Origin of the sequence: Pseudomonas sp. A0308 (genome assembly GCF_044218815.1) — a bacterium.
GTDB classification, from domain to species: domain Bacteria; phylum Pseudomonadota; class Gammaproteobacteria; order Pseudomonadales; family Pseudomonadaceae; genus Aquipseudomonas; species Aquipseudomonas iridis.
This window is the reverse complement of the sequence record NZ_CP162581.1, coordinates 5,983,874-6,001,841: the sequence shown is the minus strand read 5'-3', so window position 1 is coordinate 6,001,841 and position 17,968 is coordinate 5,983,874. Positions and strand designations below refer to the sequence as shown.

At 59.2% G+C, this 17,968-nt stretch carries 16 protein-coding genes and 1 pseudogene; 5 read left to right on the top strand and 12 right to left on the bottom strand.

Annotation, left to right across the window (positions count from 1 at the left end; all coding sequences use genetic code 11):
• Nucleotides 1-189: 189 nt before the first annotated feature.
• Nucleotides 190-573, bottom strand: coding sequence for a hypothetical protein (locus AB4P92_RS27795; protein ID WP_395598495.1), 384 nt, complete (start codon nt 571-573; stop codon nt 190-192).
• Nucleotides 574-778: 205 nt separating this feature from the next.
• On the opposite strand from AB4P92_RS27795, the gene AB4P92_RS27790 reads away from it, so the two are divergent.
• Complete coding sequence (locus AB4P92_RS27790) at nt 779-1,402, top strand: glutathione S-transferase family protein (RefSeq protein ID WP_261736980.1); 624 nt, start codon at nt 779-781, stop codon at nt 1,400-1,402.
• A gap of 38 nt (nt 1,403-1,440) precedes the next feature.
• Here AB4P92_RS27790 and AB4P92_RS27785 read toward each other — a convergent pair whose 3' ends face one another.
• The 4 genes from AB4P92_RS27785 to AB4P92_RS27770 form a co-directional block, all read right to left on the bottom strand.
• The gene (locus tag AB4P92_RS27785; RefSeq protein ID WP_052906093.1) at nt 1,441-2,751 is read right to left on the bottom strand and encodes a hypothetical protein; all 1,311 of its coding nucleotides are present in this window, start codon (nt 2,749-2,751) and stop codon (nt 1,441-1,443) included.
• A gap of 22 nt (nt 2,752-2,773) precedes the next feature.
• Nucleotides 2,774-3,427 carry a hypothetical protein gene (locus tag AB4P92_RS27780; RefSeq protein ID WP_395598494.1) on the bottom strand — a complete coding sequence of 218 codons (654 nt, stop codon included), beginning with the start codon at nt 3,425-3,427 and terminating at the stop codon, nt 2,774-2,776.
• Nucleotides 3,424-4,230, bottom strand: coding sequence for a hypothetical protein (locus tag AB4P92_RS27775; protein ID WP_147282623.1), 807 nt, complete (start codon nt 4,228-4,230; stop codon nt 3,424-3,426). Before AB4P92_RS27775 ends, AB4P92_RS27780 begins: the two co-directional genes overlap by 4 nt.
• 83 nt (nt 4,231-4,313) lie before the next feature.
• Complete coding sequence (locus AB4P92_RS27770) at nt 4,314-5,201, bottom strand: LysR family transcriptional regulator (RefSeq protein WP_047301717.1); 888 nt, start codon at nt 5,199-5,201, stop codon at nt 4,314-4,316.
• Nucleotides 5,202-5,305: 104 nt separating this feature from the next.
• Between AB4P92_RS27770 and AB4P92_RS27765 the strand changes: the two genes are divergently transcribed.
• From AB4P92_RS27765 to AB4P92_RS27755, 3 genes are all read left to right on the top strand, one after another.
• Nucleotides 5,306-6,697: an aldehyde dehydrogenase family protein gene (locus AB4P92_RS27765; RefSeq protein WP_047301719.1), complete on the top strand. Its 1,392-nt coding sequence runs from the start codon at nt 5,306-5,308 to the stop codon at nt 6,695-6,697.
• Between the two features lie 110 nt (nt 6,698-6,807).
• Nucleotides 6,808-7,404, top strand: a complete 597-nt coding sequence (locus AB4P92_RS27760) for a paraquat-inducible protein A (protein WP_042559549.1) — start codon at nt 6,808-6,810, stop codon at nt 7,402-7,404.
• Nucleotides 7,401-8,090 carry a paraquat-inducible protein A gene (locus tag AB4P92_RS27755; RefSeq protein ID WP_047301724.1) on the top strand — a complete coding sequence of 230 codons (690 nt, stop codon included), beginning with the start codon at nt 7,401-7,403 and terminating at the stop codon, nt 8,088-8,090. The genes AB4P92_RS27760 and AB4P92_RS27755 overlap by 4 nt, the downstream gene beginning before the upstream one ends.
• On the opposite strand, the gene AB4P92_RS27750 is transcribed toward AB4P92_RS27755, so the two are convergent.
• Entirely contained in the window at nt 8,023-11,049 is a 3,027-nt protein-coding gene (locus tag AB4P92_RS27750; RefSeq protein ID WP_395598493.1) for an FAD-binding and (Fe-S)-binding domain-containing protein, read from the bottom strand. The genes AB4P92_RS27755 and AB4P92_RS27750 overlap by 68 nt on opposite strands.
• A gap of 158 nt (nt 11,050-11,207) precedes the next feature.
• Between AB4P92_RS27750 and AB4P92_RS27745 the strand changes: the two genes are divergently transcribed.
• Nucleotides 11,208-12,092, top strand: coding sequence for a LysR substrate-binding domain-containing protein (locus tag AB4P92_RS27745; protein WP_042559552.1), 885 nt, complete (start codon nt 11,208-11,210; stop codon nt 12,090-12,092).
• Nucleotides 12,093-12,186: 94 nt separating this feature from the next.
• On the opposite strand, the gene AB4P92_RS27740 is transcribed toward AB4P92_RS27745, so the two are convergent.
• The 6 genes and pseudogenes from AB4P92_RS27740 to aldA all read right to left on the bottom strand — a co-directional run bounded on the left by AB4P92_RS27740 (nt 12,187) and on the right by aldA (nt 17,920).
• Entirely contained in the window at nt 12,187-12,795 is a 609-nt protein-coding gene (locus tag AB4P92_RS27740; RefSeq protein ID WP_395599711.1) for a GMC family oxidoreductase, read from the bottom strand.
• A 65-nt stretch (nt 12,796-12,860) separates the two neighbouring features.
• Nucleotides 12,861-12,929: a hypothetical protein gene (locus tag AB4P92_RS27735; protein WP_395599710.1), complete on the bottom strand. Its 69-nt coding sequence runs from the start codon at nt 12,927-12,929 to the stop codon at nt 12,861-12,863.
• A pseudogene (locus AB4P92_RS27730) lies at nt 12,922-13,800 on the bottom strand (GMC family oxidoreductase); the annotation flags it as partial. The gene AB4P92_RS27735 and the pseudogene AB4P92_RS27730, both read right to left, overlap by 8 nt.
• Before the next feature lie 74 nt (nt 13,801-13,874).
• The gene (locus AB4P92_RS27725; protein WP_042559555.1) at nt 13,875-15,092 is read right to left on the bottom strand and encodes a mandelate racemase/muconate lactonizing enzyme family protein; all 1,218 of its coding nucleotides are present in this window, start codon (nt 15,090-15,092) and stop codon (nt 13,875-13,877) included.
• 1 nt (nt 15,093) lies between these two features.
• The gene (locus AB4P92_RS27720) at nt 15,094-16,413 is read right to left on the bottom strand and encodes a nitrate/nitrite transporter (protein ID WP_261736986.1); all 1,320 of its coding nucleotides are present in this window, start codon (nt 16,411-16,413) and stop codon (nt 15,094-15,096) included.
• A gap of 82 nt (nt 16,414-16,495) precedes the next feature.
• The gene (aldA, locus tag AB4P92_RS27715) at nt 16,496-17,920 is read right to left on the bottom strand and encodes an aldehyde dehydrogenase (protein ID WP_115147425.1); all 1,425 of its coding nucleotides are present in this window, start codon (nt 17,918-17,920) and stop codon (nt 16,496-16,498) included.
• Nucleotides 17,921-17,968 lie beyond the last annotated feature (48 nt).

Here is a 17,968-nt window from a genome sequence, read left to right as displayed (position 1 = left end):
TCTGAACGCCGGATATAGGGCTAAAAAAGGCTGCCAGATAGTTGATCTGCGGCGATTTAACCCGCCAAAGGGCATTGAATGCTTCATCAATGCCCTTTGTTCGCGATGACTTTTTAAATGGCTTCATGCGTAGATCGACACGATATTCAGTGTTTCAACTATACGGATATCGCTTGAAAAATCTGACCTTTACTTGCCAATGAAATACACCACTCCTTGTAATATCGACGCAATGGAAAGGCACAAAAGACCTAAAAGTGCGTAGAGAGTTACCCGCAATGGATGCTCCTCCCAAAGCTGCAATTCGGACTCCATTTTTTCCTTGCCCGGCGCTAGCCTCTCCTGAAGTTGAGAAATCAGCCAGGCTTTCTCCTGCGGAGAATAAACAGCGGGAAGCTCATTAATCTTCAGCGTTTGCGACTCAATCAAATGATTGAGGTGTTCCAGTTTCCTCACTCTGACATTTTGCTGAAAACGTGCACCCGGTGCCCATATCGCGTCATAGGCCAAAAAGGCTGAAGCCAAGACACTCAATATCAACGACATCACCACCAGACCATCCGCAAGCGTCATTCACAGCTCCTTTAATGTGGCTTTGACTCGTCATTTTTCGGTTAGAAAATATCGACGATCGGCAATCTTATCAGCCAGCCTCGGACGCTGACGAGCAGTCTTCAGGACTGAGTCGGTGAGACAAGAGTGACTGTGCGGTGCGGGCCTCCTGCATAACTCTGTGGTATTCCTATAGGCCCATCGAATAGCAGGACAAGGACATCCAATGCTGCGAATACTCGGTAAGGCATCATCGATCAACGTGCGCAAAGTGCTGTGGACCTGCGCTGAATTACAGATTCCGTTTGAACGTGAGGACTGGGGCTCAGGCTTCCGATCCACCGAGACGCCTGAATTTCTCGCGCTGAACCCGTGCGCCATGGTACCGGTGATTCAGGACGGTGATTTCACCCTGTGGGAATCCAACTCGATCATTCGTTATCTGGTCGCGCGCTTTGAGGGCTCGCACCTATATCCGGCTGATCCACGCGAGCGGGCGCGGATTGATCAATGGCTCGACTGGCAGCCGGCGGAGCTGAACCGTTCATGGTCTTATCCGCTGATGGCACTGGTGCGCAAGTCACCGGACTATCAAGATCCGGACGCCTTGGCCGCCGGTTGCCAAGCGTGGTCGAGAAACATGCAAATCCTCGACCGGCAACTGCAGAAAACCGGCGCCTACGTCAGCGGCGAGCGGTTTTCACTGGCGGACATCCCGATTGGCTTGTCGGTCAATCGCTGGTTCGAAACGCCGCTCAATCATCCGCATTTGCCCGCCGTAAACGCCTACTACGAACGCTTGAGCGAGCGTCCCGGCTATCTGCTTTACGGTCGCAACGGCACGCCGTGATCATCCGTATTTGCCCTGAACACGTTGCCGATCCGACCCTACAGGGCGTCGTTCAACTCAAGCTGGCGGGTGAACAGAACACTCACATCCATTTTGCTTTGATGTGCAAATTCACTGTCGTTGATCGACCATGGATCGCGGCGACCAGCCGTATGGTTCAGCGCGCCCAAATCATGCAGAACGGCGACCAGAGCACTGCTGTCTGGCGGGTTGCCCTTGTCTGCGGTGGCCTGGAAGTACGCGCTACCCACGCCTGGCTTGCTGTTTCCGGAACGAACATCGGTTGCACTGTTCGCCAACGGAAAATGGCCGCTTTTGAATTGTGAACGGAGAATGTTCAGCATCGAGTTGATGACTTCGGCCGGATAGACGCGCCCATCCTGCAAATAGATGCCATCGGTTTGAATTCGATAATGGAACATTCTGCCGCGTGCCGCGGTGAAGCACTCCGTCCAATCCTCTTCGTCGTCAATCTCGCGCGGGCTCACTGCAACCTCGCTCGACCGGCCGTGTGGCAAGTCGTAGCCAATCATGAACAGTGCTGCCTCAAGTCGGCGTAGCGCGGGTATCGTCGAGGCAGTATTGAATGTGCTGAAAGGCGCTCGGCGCAAGACTTCGGCCAGAATCCCGCTAGCTTTCAGGTTCCAGACAGCATGGGGCTCACCGGCAGCCAAACGGGGGAAGTAATAGTTATGTTGCCGTGGATCGCGATTTTTCGGTGCCTTGGCATTGGCTGCTTCTTTCGCAGGCGCCCAGGGAAAGGCCAGTTCTGCGGGTACTGCGGGCAGTTGTCTGGCCTGACAATATTTCACTACGATCCAGTCCAGAGCAGCGGCGACGCGACTGTCGTAAATGATGAAATCATCGACCAACAGCGAGTAGACCTTGGTCATGCCGGCGTTGAAGCGCATCTGCCCGCGAGTCGCAAGGAGTCCATGAGCCAGGTTTTGGCTGGCTAGCGCAGCCGTCGTCGAAGAGAGGATGCTCACAAGTTTTGCGGTGTTGATAGTCAGCCAGCGCGCATTGCCTGCCCGCACGCCGCCCCAGGCCATGACTTCGATGCTCGCCGAAAGCGTGGCTGCATCGTTGGAGTTTTTCATCCCGGTGTTCAAGGCCTGTCGAAGTGCGTTCAATACGGCATTGCTGCTGGTCAGGCACGTGCCACCAGGTGCGCCAAGCGCGCCATTGTGCTTCCAGAAATACTGCGAAAGCGCATCGGGCAAGCCAGTGAATGTTCTTGGACCGTGGCGACGATCAACGTAGGCATGAGCAAACAATGGTTGGTCAAGATTGGCGGCGAGCCAATCGATAAAGTCGTCGACTACGGCGAGTTTCAAATACTGAAGCATGTGCTGTTTCCCGTGTGCGTTCTCAGCGTGGCAAAGTCCGGTATTGAACGGGCTCCCCGTGCAGTAATTTTTCATACCTGACGGCACGCGTGCGCGACAGGGCCTGCTCGGCATCACTGCCTGCCAGCAACGCTTTTACAGGGTTGACGATCAGAGCCTGAACATCCGCGGGGCTGTTGATATCGGTCAGATACAGGCTGTAGCACCACTCATCGTCGTACTGAGAGTGAGCCCACTTGAAAAGGCGATCCGCTTGCAGTGAAAGATCGAATTCACTGTCCAGATCAAGCGGAAAGCTCATCAGAAACTCTTCGAAATCAATCGGTGCGCCCCACCATCCGACATGGATCAGTGGCTCGTGATTATCCGCTGCACCGATGCCATTTCCGGCGAGGCTGATCTGCACGACGATGTAACCGCAGATCGAACGTTTTGGCTTGATGACCACCGGCAGCGAAAAACCCAGCTCGGTATTGATCCAACCCTTTTCGTCATTGGCGAACTTCTCGATCCATTGACCTCCCGCCTTGTAGCGGTGCGCAACTTCCGGGCTCAACAACGCGCGACTCACCTCCTCCCTGATCAACTTGGCGAGATGATCACACTCGCCGCCGACTCGAGAAATGAACTCGATGCTTTCGGTGATTGCCTTCCCGATGGCTGAAATATTGGTCACGGTGCTGAGTCCCAGAGGTAAGAGGCGGAGGATTTTTCGAGTGAAGGAACGACGGGTGGCATGAGCTGCGAGAAACCGCTCAATGGCCGCCAGAAAATAGAAGACTGTTCGTTTGGCGCAGACATAGGCGTAGGCGTGGTTAGCGCGACAAACCCCTGAAACCGCAAGATCCCGAGCTTGCCGAGGAAGCGCGTCATCTGCTCTCGCCAGGTCTGCAGTCCGCAGAACTCAGCCGCGCGAAGGTTGCGCACCACATGCAGAACACCGATCCAGGAATGGAGAATGAGTCTGCCCTGCCACACATCGTTGCTGCCAAGGGCATTGAGGCCCGCGCTTATTTCCGGGGCGATAAAGAGATGATAGGCGTCTGCCCGCTCCGCTTCGGTGAGGAACTCAAGCCACTGCCGGTGCAGCTGTTGCTCACCACTTAACGGCGCATTCCACTTGAACTCGACCAGCAAAATGCGCCGCTCTCCAGATGGCCAGTGCAATTCCACGACCAGATCCGGTTCGACTGCGCGACGTGGCCAGAAGCGCATTCGGATATGGCTTGGCGGCGACTCGGGAAATGCCGCGCTGGCAGTACGCCCTGTCTGCTCGACGAGACCGCGCCAGAACAATCCCGCAGCGGCAGGCGGCAAATAATCCAGCGGGCCCATGATCAGGGCGGTGATTTCATCCTCTTCACTGACGCGCTTCTCGCTACCATCGCGGTGCCCCAGGTAACGTCTGTAAAGGTTGCTCTTTCCTTGATTGAAGGCGTGCAGCATTCCGTTCGCTTCGCTGTTTTTCAGAAGGCGCAATAATGGCCTTTCGCCTCACCTTTTACCAGCGAGCAGTTTACGGCTTTGATCCTTTTGAATTTCCTGGGGCGACACGCTTGAAATCAGCCGAACTCACGCTCCGCCCGCACCACTCCTCGCTCTTCAAGCAAGCGTACAAACATGCTCAGGCTGCGCGACACCGTGCCCCGCCGCCACACCAGCCAAGTGGTCAGGTAGCGGAAATCTGCTGCCAGCGGCCAGACACTCACCGTCGCGCTGCCGGGCATGCTTTGCAGCATTTTGCGTGGCATCAGCGCCAGGCCTGCGCCGGCGCTGACGCAAGCGAGCATGCCGTGATAGGACTCCATTTCGAAGATCTTACCGGGCACGGCGGCGTCGGTGCTGAACCATTTTTCGAAGTGGTGACGGTAGGAGCAATTGGAGCGAAACGCATAGATGCTCTCGCCATTCACATCCGCCGCACGCTGAACTGGCGGGTGGTTAAGCGGTGCGATGATGACCATTTCCTCTTCAAACGCCGGCACGCCCTCCAGCGCCGGATGCAACACCGGGCCGTCGACAAATGCAGCGGCAAGACGCCCGGATAGCACGCCGTCGATCATTGTCCCGGACGGACCGGTAGACAGGTCCAGATCGACTTTCGGGTGCAACTGGTTATACGCCGCCAGCAGTTCAGGGATGCGCACCGCGGCGGTACTTTCCAGCGAACCCAGAGGAAATGCGCCCTGGGGCTCTTCACCGGCAACCGTGGCCCGGGCCTCTTGCACCAGATCGAGAATGCGCCGTGCGTATTCAAGAAAACTCCAACCGGCCGGTGACAGGCGCAAACGGCTTTTTTCACGAATAAACAGATCGACGCCCAGATCCTGCTCAAGCTGTTTGATTCGCGTGGTCAGGTTCGACGGCACGCGATGGATCTGCGCGGCGGCGGCGCTGATGCTGCCGTGTTCGGCCACGGCTTTGAAGATTTCCAGCTGCACCAGATCCATAGTCATTCTCTAATCGTGAAAGAAACGATCTTTATTATTCAGTTTCCAGAACACAAACGCCACCCTACTCTAGGCCCATCCAATGAACACGCAGGACGAAAGCCATGAGCCAGATTTCCAGCCAGACCCACGCCATTTCGATCAACCCTGCCACTGGCGAGCAGATCGGCCACTACGCGTTTGAATCCGCAGAAGCCCTCGATGCCGCGCTGACCCGCGCCGCCTTCGGCTTCGGCAAGTGGAAACGCAAGCCGTTGCAAGACCGCTCTCGCGCTCTGACCGCCCTCGCCGGCGCGCTGCGTGAAACCGCTGAGGCCATGGCCACCATGATCACCCTGGAAATGGGCAAGCCCATTGCCCAGGCCCGCGGTGAAATCGAAAAATGCGCCAAGCTCTGCGAGTGGTACGCCGAACATGGCCCGGCCATGCTCGATGCTGAACCGACTCAGGTTGAAGGCGGCAAAGCGCGCATCGAATACCGTCCGCTCGGCCCGATCCTCGCCGTGATGCCGTGGAACTTCCCGATCTGGCAAGTGCTGCGCGGTGCCGTTCCAGCGCTTATCGCCGGCAATACCTACGTCCTCAAGCATGCGCCTAACGTAATGGGCAGCGCTTATTTGCTGCGCGATGCGTTTACCCGCGCAGGCTTTGCCCCCGGCGTGTTTGAAGTGATCAACGTCACTCCAGAAGGCGTCTCCAGCGCCATCGCCGACCCGCGCATTGCTGCCGTTACGCTGACCGGCAGCGTCCGCGCTGGCATGGCCATCGGCGCTCAGGCAGGTGCCGCGCTGAAGAAATGTGTGCTGGAGTTGGGCGGATCTGATCCGTTTATCGTGCTCAATGACGCCAATCTCGACGAAGCCGTTCAGGCCGCGGTGATCGGTCGCTACCAGAACTCCGGTCAGGTCTGCGCGGCGGCCAAGCGACTGATCATCGAAGAAGGCGTCGTTGAAGCGTTCACCCGCAAATTCGTTGAGGCAACGCGCAAGCTAAAGGTGGGCGATCCGCTGTCTGCCGACACTTACATCGGGCCGATGGCGCGTTTTGATCTGCGTGATGAACTGGATCAGCAAGTGCGCGACACCCTCGAAGAAGGTGCGACCCTGTTGCTCGGCGGCGGCAAAACCGCTGGGGCTGGCAACTACTACGAACCGACCGTGCTGGCCGACGTTACCGACCGCATGACCTCGTTCAAACAGGAACTGTTCGGCCCGGTCGCCTCGATCATCACCGCCCGCGATTGCGCGCATGCCGTCGCGTTGGCCAACGACAGCGAATTCGGCCTGACCGCGACGATCTACACCGCCAATGTGCAACTGGCGCAGCAACTGACCAGCGAGCTGGAAACCGGCGGCGTATTCATCAACGGTTATTCCGCCAGCGACCCGCGCGTGACCTTCGGTGGCGTGAAGAAGAGTGGGTTTGGCCGTGAGCTGTCACACTTCGGCGTTCGCGAGTTCTGCAATGCGCAGACTGTGTGGCTGGATCGCCGCTGATCATTTGCAGAAAATGCTGCCGCTCGATGCCCTGCAAGTTGCCCATTGCCGTGGGCCTTCTATAGTGATCAGGTCCCCCTGCTTTTGGGGCCCGATATCGAGCGCTTTTCATGATCGCCCCCGAACGCCTGATCATCTGCGAGCACTGCGATTGTGTGTATGAAAAAGCCGTGCTCGGCAAACACCAGAAAACCCTCTGCGTACGCTGCGGCGGGGTGCTCGAACGCTTCAACGGACTGACCGTTGAGCAGCGTCTGGCCCTGTCGTTCACGGCGGCGGTGCTGTGGCTGTTCGCCAATTTCTATCCGGTGATGAGCATCAGCCTCAAAGGCTTGAAAAACAGTGCGACGCTGTGGGATTCAGTGGTCGCCCTGAGCCAGGGTCCGATCACGTTCATGGCGATGGTGGCCGCAATCTCGATCATTATTGCCCCGGCGTTCCAGTTGGTGTTGCTGATCTGGGTGCTGAGTTTCGCCCTCTCATCCCGACGCGCGCCAGGCTTCAAGGTCTGTATGCGCTGGCTGGAAACGCTGCGCCCGTGGAGCATGCTGGAAGTGTGTTTACTGGGGGCGATGGTCGCCGTGTTCAAACTGGCCGGGATGCTTGATGTGCTGCCCGGTATCGGCCTGTTCGCCCTGGCCGTGCTGAGCCTGATGATGATCCGTATTGCCGGCCGCGACATCCGTGAACTCTGGGACATCTTATGAAGCGACCAGCGACCGCCAGCGAGCTGAACCTGTGCCTGTGCCACAGTTGCGGCCTGGCCTGCGACATGACCGACGAACCGCATGAGTGCCCGCGCTGCGACGCCCCGCTGCATCGGCGCAAGACCAATTCGCTCACCCGCACCTGGGCCTATCTGCTTGCCGCACTGGTGTTTTACGTGCCGGCCAATTTGCTGCCGGTGATGAACACCACGATGCTGGGCAGCGGCGCCGACAGCACGATCATGAGCGGCGTACTGGAGTTCTGGCAGCACGGCGCGTGGGATATCGCGCTGATCATCTTCATCGCCAGTATTGCCGTGCCGGGCGTCAAGTTCGGTGCCCTGACACTGTTGCTGATCAGTGTGCAGCGCGACAGTGGCTGGGCGCGGCGGGAGCGTTCGAAGCTGTTTCGATTCGTCGAGTTGATCGGCTATTGGTCGATGCTCGACGTACTGGTGGTTGCCCTGGTCGCGGCGCTGGTGAAATTCCAGACGCTGGGCGATATCGAACCGCGTTCGGGCATCCTGTTTTTTGGCATGGTGGTGGTGCTCACCATGCTCTCGGCAATGAGCTTCGACCCGCGACTGATCTGGGACAACGCGCCGGACGACGAAACGCTCAGCGACGCACCCTCTCAAGCAGCACCTGCAAGGGATGGCGCACTGCCCGATCCGACTGGCGCTTGACCTGGCTGCGGCACGAATATCCAGTGGCCAGTGCTTCGCCTTTCTGCGCTGGCGCGTCGATCTGGCGCGCCCACGACTGTTCGTAGATCACTGCCGACGTGTCGCGGTTGCGTGCTTCGTGGCCATAGGTGCCGGACATGCCGCAGCAGCCGGTGGCCTGCGTAGTCAGTTTCAATCCCACGCGCTCGAACACTTGCTCCCACTGCGGGGTCGCGGCCGGTGCATTGGTTTTTTCCGTGCAATGCGCCAGTAAACGGAAGGTCTCTGCGGCTCCTTCAAGTGCCTGCTCCGGTATCACGTCGAGCAGCCATTCCTGCAGCAGCGCGACCTCCGGACATGCCTGCATACCGGGGACTTTCTGATACTCCTGGCGATAAACCAGGGTCATGGCCGGGTCCAGCCCCACCAGCGGCACGCCGACATCCGCCAGTTCGCGCAACTGTCGCGCATTGCGCAAAGCCGCGCGGTTGAACGCCGACAGAAAACCCTGCACATGTAGCGGCTTGCCGTTGGCACTGAACGGCGCCAGATAGACCTGATAGCCAAGTCTCGAAATCAGCTCGACCAGATCCGCCAACAGCGGCGCTTCGAAGTAGCGGGTAAACGCATCCTGCACCAGCACAACGCTGCGCTCGCGTTGCGCCTGGGTCAGCGCAGACAAGGTCGGCACCGTCGCCGGCTGCACCTGCCAACGGCGCATCGCTGCGTGAAAATCGAAACGGCTGAGCAACGGTACATCAACCATGCCGCCCAGGCGCTCCAGCAGTTGTCGAACCACCGACGCGCCCATCAAACCGTTGTACAGCGCCGGAATCCGCGCCATGTAGGGGATGCTGTATTCAAGCGACGCGATCAGATAATCCCGCGCCGGACGCAGGTAGCGGCTGTGATACAGCTCGAGGAATCGTGAACGAAACTCCGGCACGTTGACCTTCACCGGGCATTGGCCCGCGCAGGATTTGCACGCCAGACAACCGGCCATGGCGTCGTAGACCTCATGGGAGAAGTCCGGCGTTTGCGCGCGGCTGTTGCGCCAGCGCTGCCAAAAAGTGCTGAAAAACGCGGGTCGACGAATGGCCTCAGACAGCACATCTACCCCCGCCTCACCCTGCAATCGCAGCCATTCGCGGATCAACGACGCCCGGCCCTTGGGCGACTGCGCGCGCTCACGAGTGGCTTTCCACGACGGGCACATCGCGTCATCAGGATCGAAGTTGTAACAAGCGCCGTTGCCATTGCAGTGCATCGCTGCACCGTAGTCCTGCCAGACTTTCTCGTCGATCTGTCGATCCAGTTCACCACGCAAGGTCACTTCATCAATCTTCAGCAGTGCTGCGCCAGTGTTGGCCGCCGTCGCGATTTTGCCCGGGTTGAATTGGTTGAACGGGTCAAACGCGGCCTTCAGCGCTTGCAGCGCCGGATACAGCTCACCGAAAAACGCGGGCGCATATTCCGAGCGCAGGCCCTTGCCGTGCTCGCCCCACAGCAGACCGCCGTAGCGTTGAGTCAATGCGGCGACGCCATCGGACACCGGCCGCACCAGCGCCGCTTGTTGCGGATCTTTCATGTCGAGAATCGGCCGCACGTGCAGCACCCCGGCATCGACATGACCGAACATGCCGTACTGCAAACCGTGGCTGTCGAGCAGATCGCGCAACTCGGCGATGTACTCGGCAAGATGTTGCGGTGGCACGGCCGTGTCTTCGACAAACGGCTGCGGCCGCGCTTCACCGGCAACGTTGCCGAGCAAGCCCACGGCGCGTTTGCGCATGCCGTAAACCTTGTTCACCGCGGCGTGGCCTACCGCCAGCGTGTGGCCCAGACGCTCAACGGTAAGGTCGTTGCTCAAGTGCTCAACGAACGCTTCGACACGGCGCTGCAGATCTTCGGCATCGTCACCGCAAAATTCCACCAGGTTGATCCCCAGCGTCGGCCGTTCGGGGCTTTGTGGGAAATACTCGGCAACGCCGTGCCAGACAATGTCCTGCATCGCCAGCAACAGCACTTTCGAGTCGACGGTTTCAATCGACAGCGGCTTAAGCGCCATCAGCGCCCGGGCATCACGGAGCGCGTCCATGAACCCGGCGTAGCGAATGTTCACCAGCATCGTATGCTTGGGGATGGGCAGAACGTTCAACTTCGCCTCAACCACAAAGCCGAGCGAACCTTCGGCCCCACACAGCACGCTGTTGAGGTTGAAGCGATTGTCCGCCTCGCGCAGGTGCGCCAGGTCGTAACCGGTCAGGCAACGGTTGAGATCGGGAAAGCGCGCCTTGATCAGCGCACCCTGCTCGTCAATGATCTGCCGCGCACAACGATAGACTTCGCCGATCCGATCCTCGCGGGCGCACTGCGCTTCAAGTTCGCTCTCCGCAAGCGGCTGACCGTGCAGGCGCTCACCGCCGCGCAGGATCATATCCAGCTCCAGCACGTGATCGCGGGTCTTGCCATAGGTGCAACTGCCTTGGCCGCTGGCGTCGGTGTTGATCATGCCGCCGACGGTGGCGCGGTTGGAGGTGGAGAGCTCCGGGGCAAAAAACAGCCCGGCTGATTTCAGCGCGGCGTTGAGCTGATCCTTGACCACCCCGGCCTGCACGCGCACCCAACGCTGCTCGACGTTGATCTCCAGAATACGGTTCATGTGCCGCGACAAGTCGACGACGATACCGTCGGTCAACGACTGGCCATTGGTGCCGGTGCCACCGCCGCGCGGGGTGATGACCACGTGTTGGTAGGTCGGGTCGGCAATCAGCCGTGCGACCTTGGCCACGTCCTCAGCGTCCATGGGAAACACCGCAGCTTGCGGCAGTCGCTGATAGATCGAGTTGTCAGTGGCCAGCACCACGCGACTGGCGTAGTCGGCGCTGATTTCACCACGAAAACCGCTGGCCTTCAGCGCATTGAGGAACTGCTGGTAATTGGAGGTTTGCGCGGTTGCGGGCGACAGCTGGGCAATCATCGGTCAGGAAATCTCGGTAAAAATCGGGCCGTGTGGCGGTGAACAGTTGTACGCAACGAATGATTGCGTCAGGATCCGCCATCTCATGTTGCCCATATTCATTGCTGACGAATGCTGGGACAACCGTAAATTCGACCCGCTATTGATGACTTTTACGAATGAATCCGCGCACGCTCACGCCTTCCATGTCGTTATTGCTGGCCTTCGAGGCTGCCGCGCGCCACGAAAGCTACACCCGCGCCGCCCATGAACTGTCGCTGACGCAAAGTGCGGTCAGCCGTCAGGTGCAAATCCTCGAGAAGATGCTCGGCATGCGCCTGTTCAGCCGCGAAGGCCGGCAAGTAGTCCTGACCGACGTCGGGCGCATGTATCAACGCGAACTCGCCGAGGCACTCGGGCAGATCCGCAGCGCCACTTTGCAGGCCATGGCATTCGGCTCCGGCATCCATAGCCTGCGGCTGGCAACGCTGCCGACCTTCGGCTCGAAATGGTTGTTGCCGCGACTCAAGGATTTCTACACCGCCCACCCGGGCATGACCGTGCATTTGCACTCACGCATCGAAGCCATCGATTTTGATACCAGTGAAATCGACGCCGCGATCTGTGTGGGTGGTGGCGAGTGGCCGGGGCTGACCGCCCTGCCCTTGCACACCGAGGAACTGGTGGTCATCGCCAGTACGCAACTGTCCGAAGACGAGCGCAACGACGCCGGGCAACACATCGCCGGGCAATTACTACTCAACGTCAGCAGCAATGCTCAAGCGTGGACAGAATGGTTCAGCCAGCACGACTTGCCGCATCGCAGCATGCGCATCGGCCCGAGCTTCGAAATGACTGCGCATCTGATTCAGGCGGTGCGGGCGAATATTGGCGTGGGTTTGGTGCCGCGGATTCTGGTCGAGGATGAACTGCTGAATGGGGAGTTGCTGCAACTGGGCGAACCGATTACCAGTCGACGCAGCTATTACCTGGTGTACCCGCCGCGCAATGAAGCGCTGCCGTCGTTGAAGGCGTTTCGGGACTGGTTGGTGGAGACGCTTTGAAGGCTCGCGATGACTGACAAGGGACTGTCAGATTTTTTTGCGAGCTGGTAATGGCCTGCTGTCAGGCAGGCCTTAAATCCCCCAAACCTGAAACCTACGCATCCTGCAAAATCAGATCCGCACCCTTCTCCGCCACCATCAGCACCGCCGCATGGGTATTGCCGGACGTCACGTTCGGAAAGATCGATGCATCGACAATCCGCAAGCCCTCAAAACCATGCACCTTCAGACGCTTGTCGACCACCGAAGTCTGTTCGTCCGCGCCCATCGCGCAAGAGCCGCACAAGTGGTAGATCGAGCCGCAGTTGTCGCGGAAGTATTGCAACATCTGCTCGTCTGTCTCCACTGCCGGCCCCGGCAACACTTCGTCAACTGTGATGCTCTTGAGCGCCGGGGCGTTCATGATCTTGCGCATCAGGCGACTGCCCTGAATCACCTCGTCGATGTCCTTTTGCGTGCTCAGGTAGTTGGGATCGATCAGCGCTGCGTCGCGCGGATTGTTCGAGGCGATCTCGATGTTCCCGCGGCTGGTCGGCCGGCACGGGTTGAAGCACAACAGAAAGCCTGAGTAAGGCTCCGGCTTGAGACTGGCCTTGTTGTTTTTTGGAATCTGATACGACAACGGGTTGAAGTACAGTTGCAGATTCGGGTGCTGCTGATGCGCCTCGCCACGGAAAAAACCGCCCGCCTGATTAACGCTCATGGCCAGCGCCCCCTTGCGCGTCAGCAGGTATTTCACGCCGAGTTTGAACTGGCCGAACAGCGAGCTCAGTTCATCGTTGAGCGTCGGGATATTGGCCTTGTAGTAATAACTGGCGCAAAGGTGATCCTGCAGATTCTGGCCCACCGCCGGCAGGTGTTTGACTAGAGGAATCTGGTGCCTGGCCAGCAGGTCGCGATCGGCAACGCCGGACAACTGGAGGATTTTCGGCGTATCGACAGCACCTGCGCAGAGGATGACTTCCTTGCGTGCGGTGAAGGTTCGCGCCACGCCATGCTGGGTAATCGAAATGCCCGTCGCACGTCGCTTGGTTTCGTCGAACAGGACTCGGTCCACCAGCGCGTAATGCTCGACCGTCAGGTTCGGGCGTTTCAGCGCCGGATGCAGATGCGCAAAGCTGCTGGAGCAGCGCTGGCCATTTTTAGTGTTGACGTCGTAGAGGCCCGCACCCTCGAAATTCGCGCCATTGAAATCATCGCTGCGCGGATAGCCGAGCTCTGCGCAGCCCTCAAGAAACACATCGCAAATCGGATGGGTCTGGCCCTTCATCGGCGTAATGCTGATCGGGCCGCTACTGCCGTGGTATTCGCTGTCGCCCAGCGGATGGTTTTCCAGTTTGCGGAAGTACGGCAGCACGTCCTTGAAGCCCCAGCCGTCGTTGCCATTTGCAGCCCAATCGTCAAAATCATGGGCCTGTCCGCGCACGTAAATCATTGCGTTGATCGAGCCCGAGCCACCCTGCACCTTGCCGCGTGGCGCGTAGATTTCGCGGTTGCCCAATTGCTTCTGTGGCTGGCTGTAATACATCCAGTTGAAGGTCGGGTTGTAATACATTTTGGCGAAGCCGACCGGGATCTTGAACCACAGAGAGCTGTCCTTGCCACCCGCCTCCAGCAGCAGCACGCTGTGTTTGCCCGAGGCCGAGAGCCGGTTGGCGAGCACGCAGCCTGCGGCGCCTGCGCCAGCGATGATGTAGTCGTATGTCATGCACGGTTACCGCGTAAGTCGTTGTCCAAAATTCGCCGAACCTGTTGGGGTTGGCGTGGCAATCAGAAGCGATGTCAGCCTCTGGCCGGCGATGTGTCTTTGACGTCCACAGGCGTCGGGGCCATTTGCAGGTGCAAGCGCTCGCCGGTGTACGGTGAATGCTTGCGCACCACGTCCATGTTCAGCTCCACGCCCAGGCCCGGCTCGGTGGACGGAATGATGTAGCCGTCCTCCCACTGCAACGGCTTGGTCAACACCTCGGCATGGAAACCGCCCCAGGTGCCGATGCTTTCCTGAATGAGAAAATTCGGTGTGCACGTCGCCAACTGGAAACTCGCCGCCGCACCAATCGGCCCGTTGTACAGATGCGGGGCAATTTGCGCGTAATAGGCCTCGGCCATGCTGGCGATCTTCTTGGCTTCGAGCAGGCCGCCGCAACGCGCGACGTTCATCTGCAGAATCGATGCACCGCCGGCCTGCAACAGCTTGAAGAATTCGTACTTGGTGGTCAGGCGTTCGCCCGTAGCAATCGGGATGCTGGTCTTGGCCGCAACCTGGGCCATGGCCTCTTCCTGCCCTGGCGGCACCGGCTCTTCGAACCACAGCGGATCGTATTTTTCCAGGCGCTTGGCCAGACGTATCGCCGAGGACGGCACCATCTGCCCATGGGTGCCGAACAGCAGGTCGCATTTGTTGCCCACCGCCTCGCGGATCTTGCGGCAGAAGGTTTCGCAGCGTTCCAGCACTTCCAGCGAGATCTGGTGCCCGGAGTACGCGGTGTAGGGCCCGGCCGGGTCGAATTTCACCGCCGTGAAGCCTTTGTTCATGTTGTCGATGGCGCACTCGGCAGCCAGGTCCGGGTCGTCGTAGTCGTACTCGCCACGGCTGTTGACCGGATACAGATAGGTGTAGGAACGCAGGCGCTCGTTAACCTTGCCGCCGAGCAACTCGTAAACCGGCTTGTTCGCCGCTTTGCCGATGATGTCCCAGCACGCCATCTCCAGACCGCTGACCACGCCCATCATGGTCAAGTCAGGACGCTGGGTGAAACCACTGGAATAGGCCTGACGAAAGAAGCGCTCGATGTGGTGCGGGTCCTGATCGAGCAGGTAGCGTTCGAACACGTCCTCGATGATTGGCAACATGGCTTTGGGGCCGAAGGTCGCGGCGTAGATCTCGCCAACGCCTTCAATGCCGCAGTCGGTCTTGAGCTTGACGAACAGCCAGTACATACCGCCGACGTGCGGTGGCGGTACAGCAACGATATGGGTTTCAAGGGCGACGATTTTCATCTCAGGCACCTGTCTTGTTCAAGGATTGGCGATTGATTCGGGCACGCAGGGTCACGGCAGCGAGGGTGCCGAGGAAGCCGACGAAGGCGATGTAGCCGAAGTAGAGCTTGTAACCGAGGGCACCGGGATACTGCTCGGTGAGGTAGCCGTTGATCAGCGGGATAAAGGCGTCCGGCAGGTAACCGACCACCGAAACAATGCCGATGGCCAGGCCGGTGATGCGCAGCGGAATGTTGCAGGTATCGAGGATCGCCCAGTACAGCCCGCGAATCGCATAGGTCATCAGACCGATGAAAATCACCGTGCTGATCAGCAGGCCGATGCTGTTGAGCGCCGGGAACACGATCAGACCGACAATGGCCAGACTCGCCAGTAACAGCGCAACGATCAGCACCGAAATATTCGAGAACCTGTCCCCCAGCCAGCCGCCACCGATGCCGCCAATCGGGCGCATCCACAGTTTGATCGTGGTGATGGTGCCGGCCATGACGGCCGTCATGCCGCTGCCCTGAAGGTAATCGGAGAAGCTGTAGGTGGCCCAGAAGATGTGATAACCGCAGAACACAATCGCGGTGACCAGCCATAGCTCGGGAATCTTCACCAGTGTCGCCAGGTCGGTGAGCAGATTGAATTTGCCCTTCTCCACCGCCGGCGTGTCCTGCATCGACTTCGGATCCTTGATCAGCACCAGCACACAGCCGATGGCGATACAGGTAAAGGCGTAGAGATAGACCACGTGCCGGAAGCCTTCGGCGGTGGACTCGCCACGGGTTTCGGTGGCGAAGGCAAACAGCCCCAGAGCAACGGTCGCCAATAAGGCTTCAATCAGGCCACGACCACCGTCGAGGATGCCGAAGAAACGCCCCTGTTCGGTGTGATGCGCGATCATTTTCACGCGCTTGAGCACCGAGGCCCAGAAGGTCAAACCGGTGGTCAGTCCCCAGCAACCGAAGATGATCATCAACTCGGTCATCGACGGCGCGGTCGAGTACCAGAGGCCCAATACGCCCGTGGCCACCAGCGAGAAGAAAATCAGGAAACGCGGCGCAATGCGGTCGGCCAGCCAACCGCTCGGCAAATAGCTGAGCAGAAAAATCGTGCCGAGGATCGAGTACAGATAGCCCAGTTCACTGTGGCTGATCTGGAACACCTCGAGCATGGTCGTTTGATAGACCTGGCGCAGGTACAGAATCGGATAGATTGCGCCGGCGGCCAGTACCAGCAACATCAATTGGAAATAGCGACTTCCCTTGTCACTTTGGCTTTTCACAGCCGCGTTGGAACCCTGAACAGCGGCAGCAGAGGATGCATGCTTGGACATTGAAGTGACCTCGGGCGACCCGTGCTCCGGGCGCCCCTGATAATTGTTTTTATAGATGAAGCGTGAGGCGTGTCGCGATGGATCAGTACTTCATGACCACAAGTCGGGTCTGGGTGAATTCGAGCATGCCGTGCTTGCCGTCATCACCGCCCAGGCCGGAGCGTTTCCAACCGGCGTGGTAACCCTGATACGGGTCGGCCGGGGTGCGATTGACGTACAACTCGCCAGCCTCGATGGCGTTGGCGACTTTCTGCGCGGTGCGGTAATTCTCGGTGTAGAGCACCGACGCCAGGCCGAACTGGTGGTCGTTGGCCATGGCCAGCGCCTCGTCGATGTCGCGGTACTTGAGCACCGGCAGCACCGGGCCGAAGATTTCTTCCTGGACGATTTCCATGTCCTGACGGCAGCCGCTGAGCAGCGTTGGCGGATAAAAATGCCCCCGACCCTGCGGCAGGACACCGCCGCACTCCAGGGTCGCCCCGTCGGCCACGGCACGTTCGACCATCGCGTGAATGTTTTTCTGTGAGCTGGCGTTGGCCAGCGGGCCCATCAGGCTGGCGTCGGTGGCACGGTCGCCGAATTTGACCTCGGCGATTTTGCTTTTGAGCAAGTCGAGGAACCGGTCGTGGACACTTTCCTGCACATAGACACGCTCGACCGCAGTGCACAGTTGCCCGCAGTGCGTGGTCTTCGAGGCAATGACCGCCGTCGCAGCCGCTTCCAGATCGGCATCCGCCTCGATGATCGCCGGGGTCTTGCCGCCCAGTTCCAGCGACGGCTTGGCGATATTGGCCTTGCAGTAATCGAGGACGATGCGCCCGGCGTTGACGCTGCCGGTCAGGGTAATCAGGCCTACCGATTTATGCGTGCAGACCGCCGCCGCCGTGGCGTGGTCCATGGTCAGAATATTGATGACACCCGCCGGCATGCCCGACTGCTGCACCGCTTTGGCAATTTCGAACGCCGAGGTCGGTGTGTTGTTGCTCGGACGCACCACCACGGTGTTGCCGGTAATCAGCGCCGGGGCGATTTTGCGCAACAGGGTGTAGACCGGGTAGTTGAACGGAATCAGGCAGGCGACGACGCCGATCGGCTCACGATGCAAAAACAGGTTTTCATCAGGGCTGTCGCTGGGAATGATTTCGCCTTCGATACGGCGTGCCCATTCAGCATGATAACGAGTGATCTGCGCCGCATAGCGCGCTTCATTACTGGCGTCGCTAACGCTTTTGCCGGACTCGGCGGCCAGTGCGGCGCCAATGGCTTCAGCACGATCTTCAAGGGCTGTGGCCAAGGCTCGCAGGTGTTCGGCGCGCTCGATGCTGGTGAGTTTGCCCCAAAGCTTTTGCGCGATGGTCGCAGCGTCGACCGCGGCCGTGGCTTCCTCGGCAGTGGCGCCCGAGACATGACCCAGCAACGCTTCGGTGGCCGGATTGTAGACCGCAATCAGCGCTGCGCTGGCAGGCTCGATGAATTGGCCGTTAACAAAATTTCGCTCGATTCGCATGTGCATCGCCCATCGTTTGTTTTTATCAATGCCGCCAGTCTTGTCATC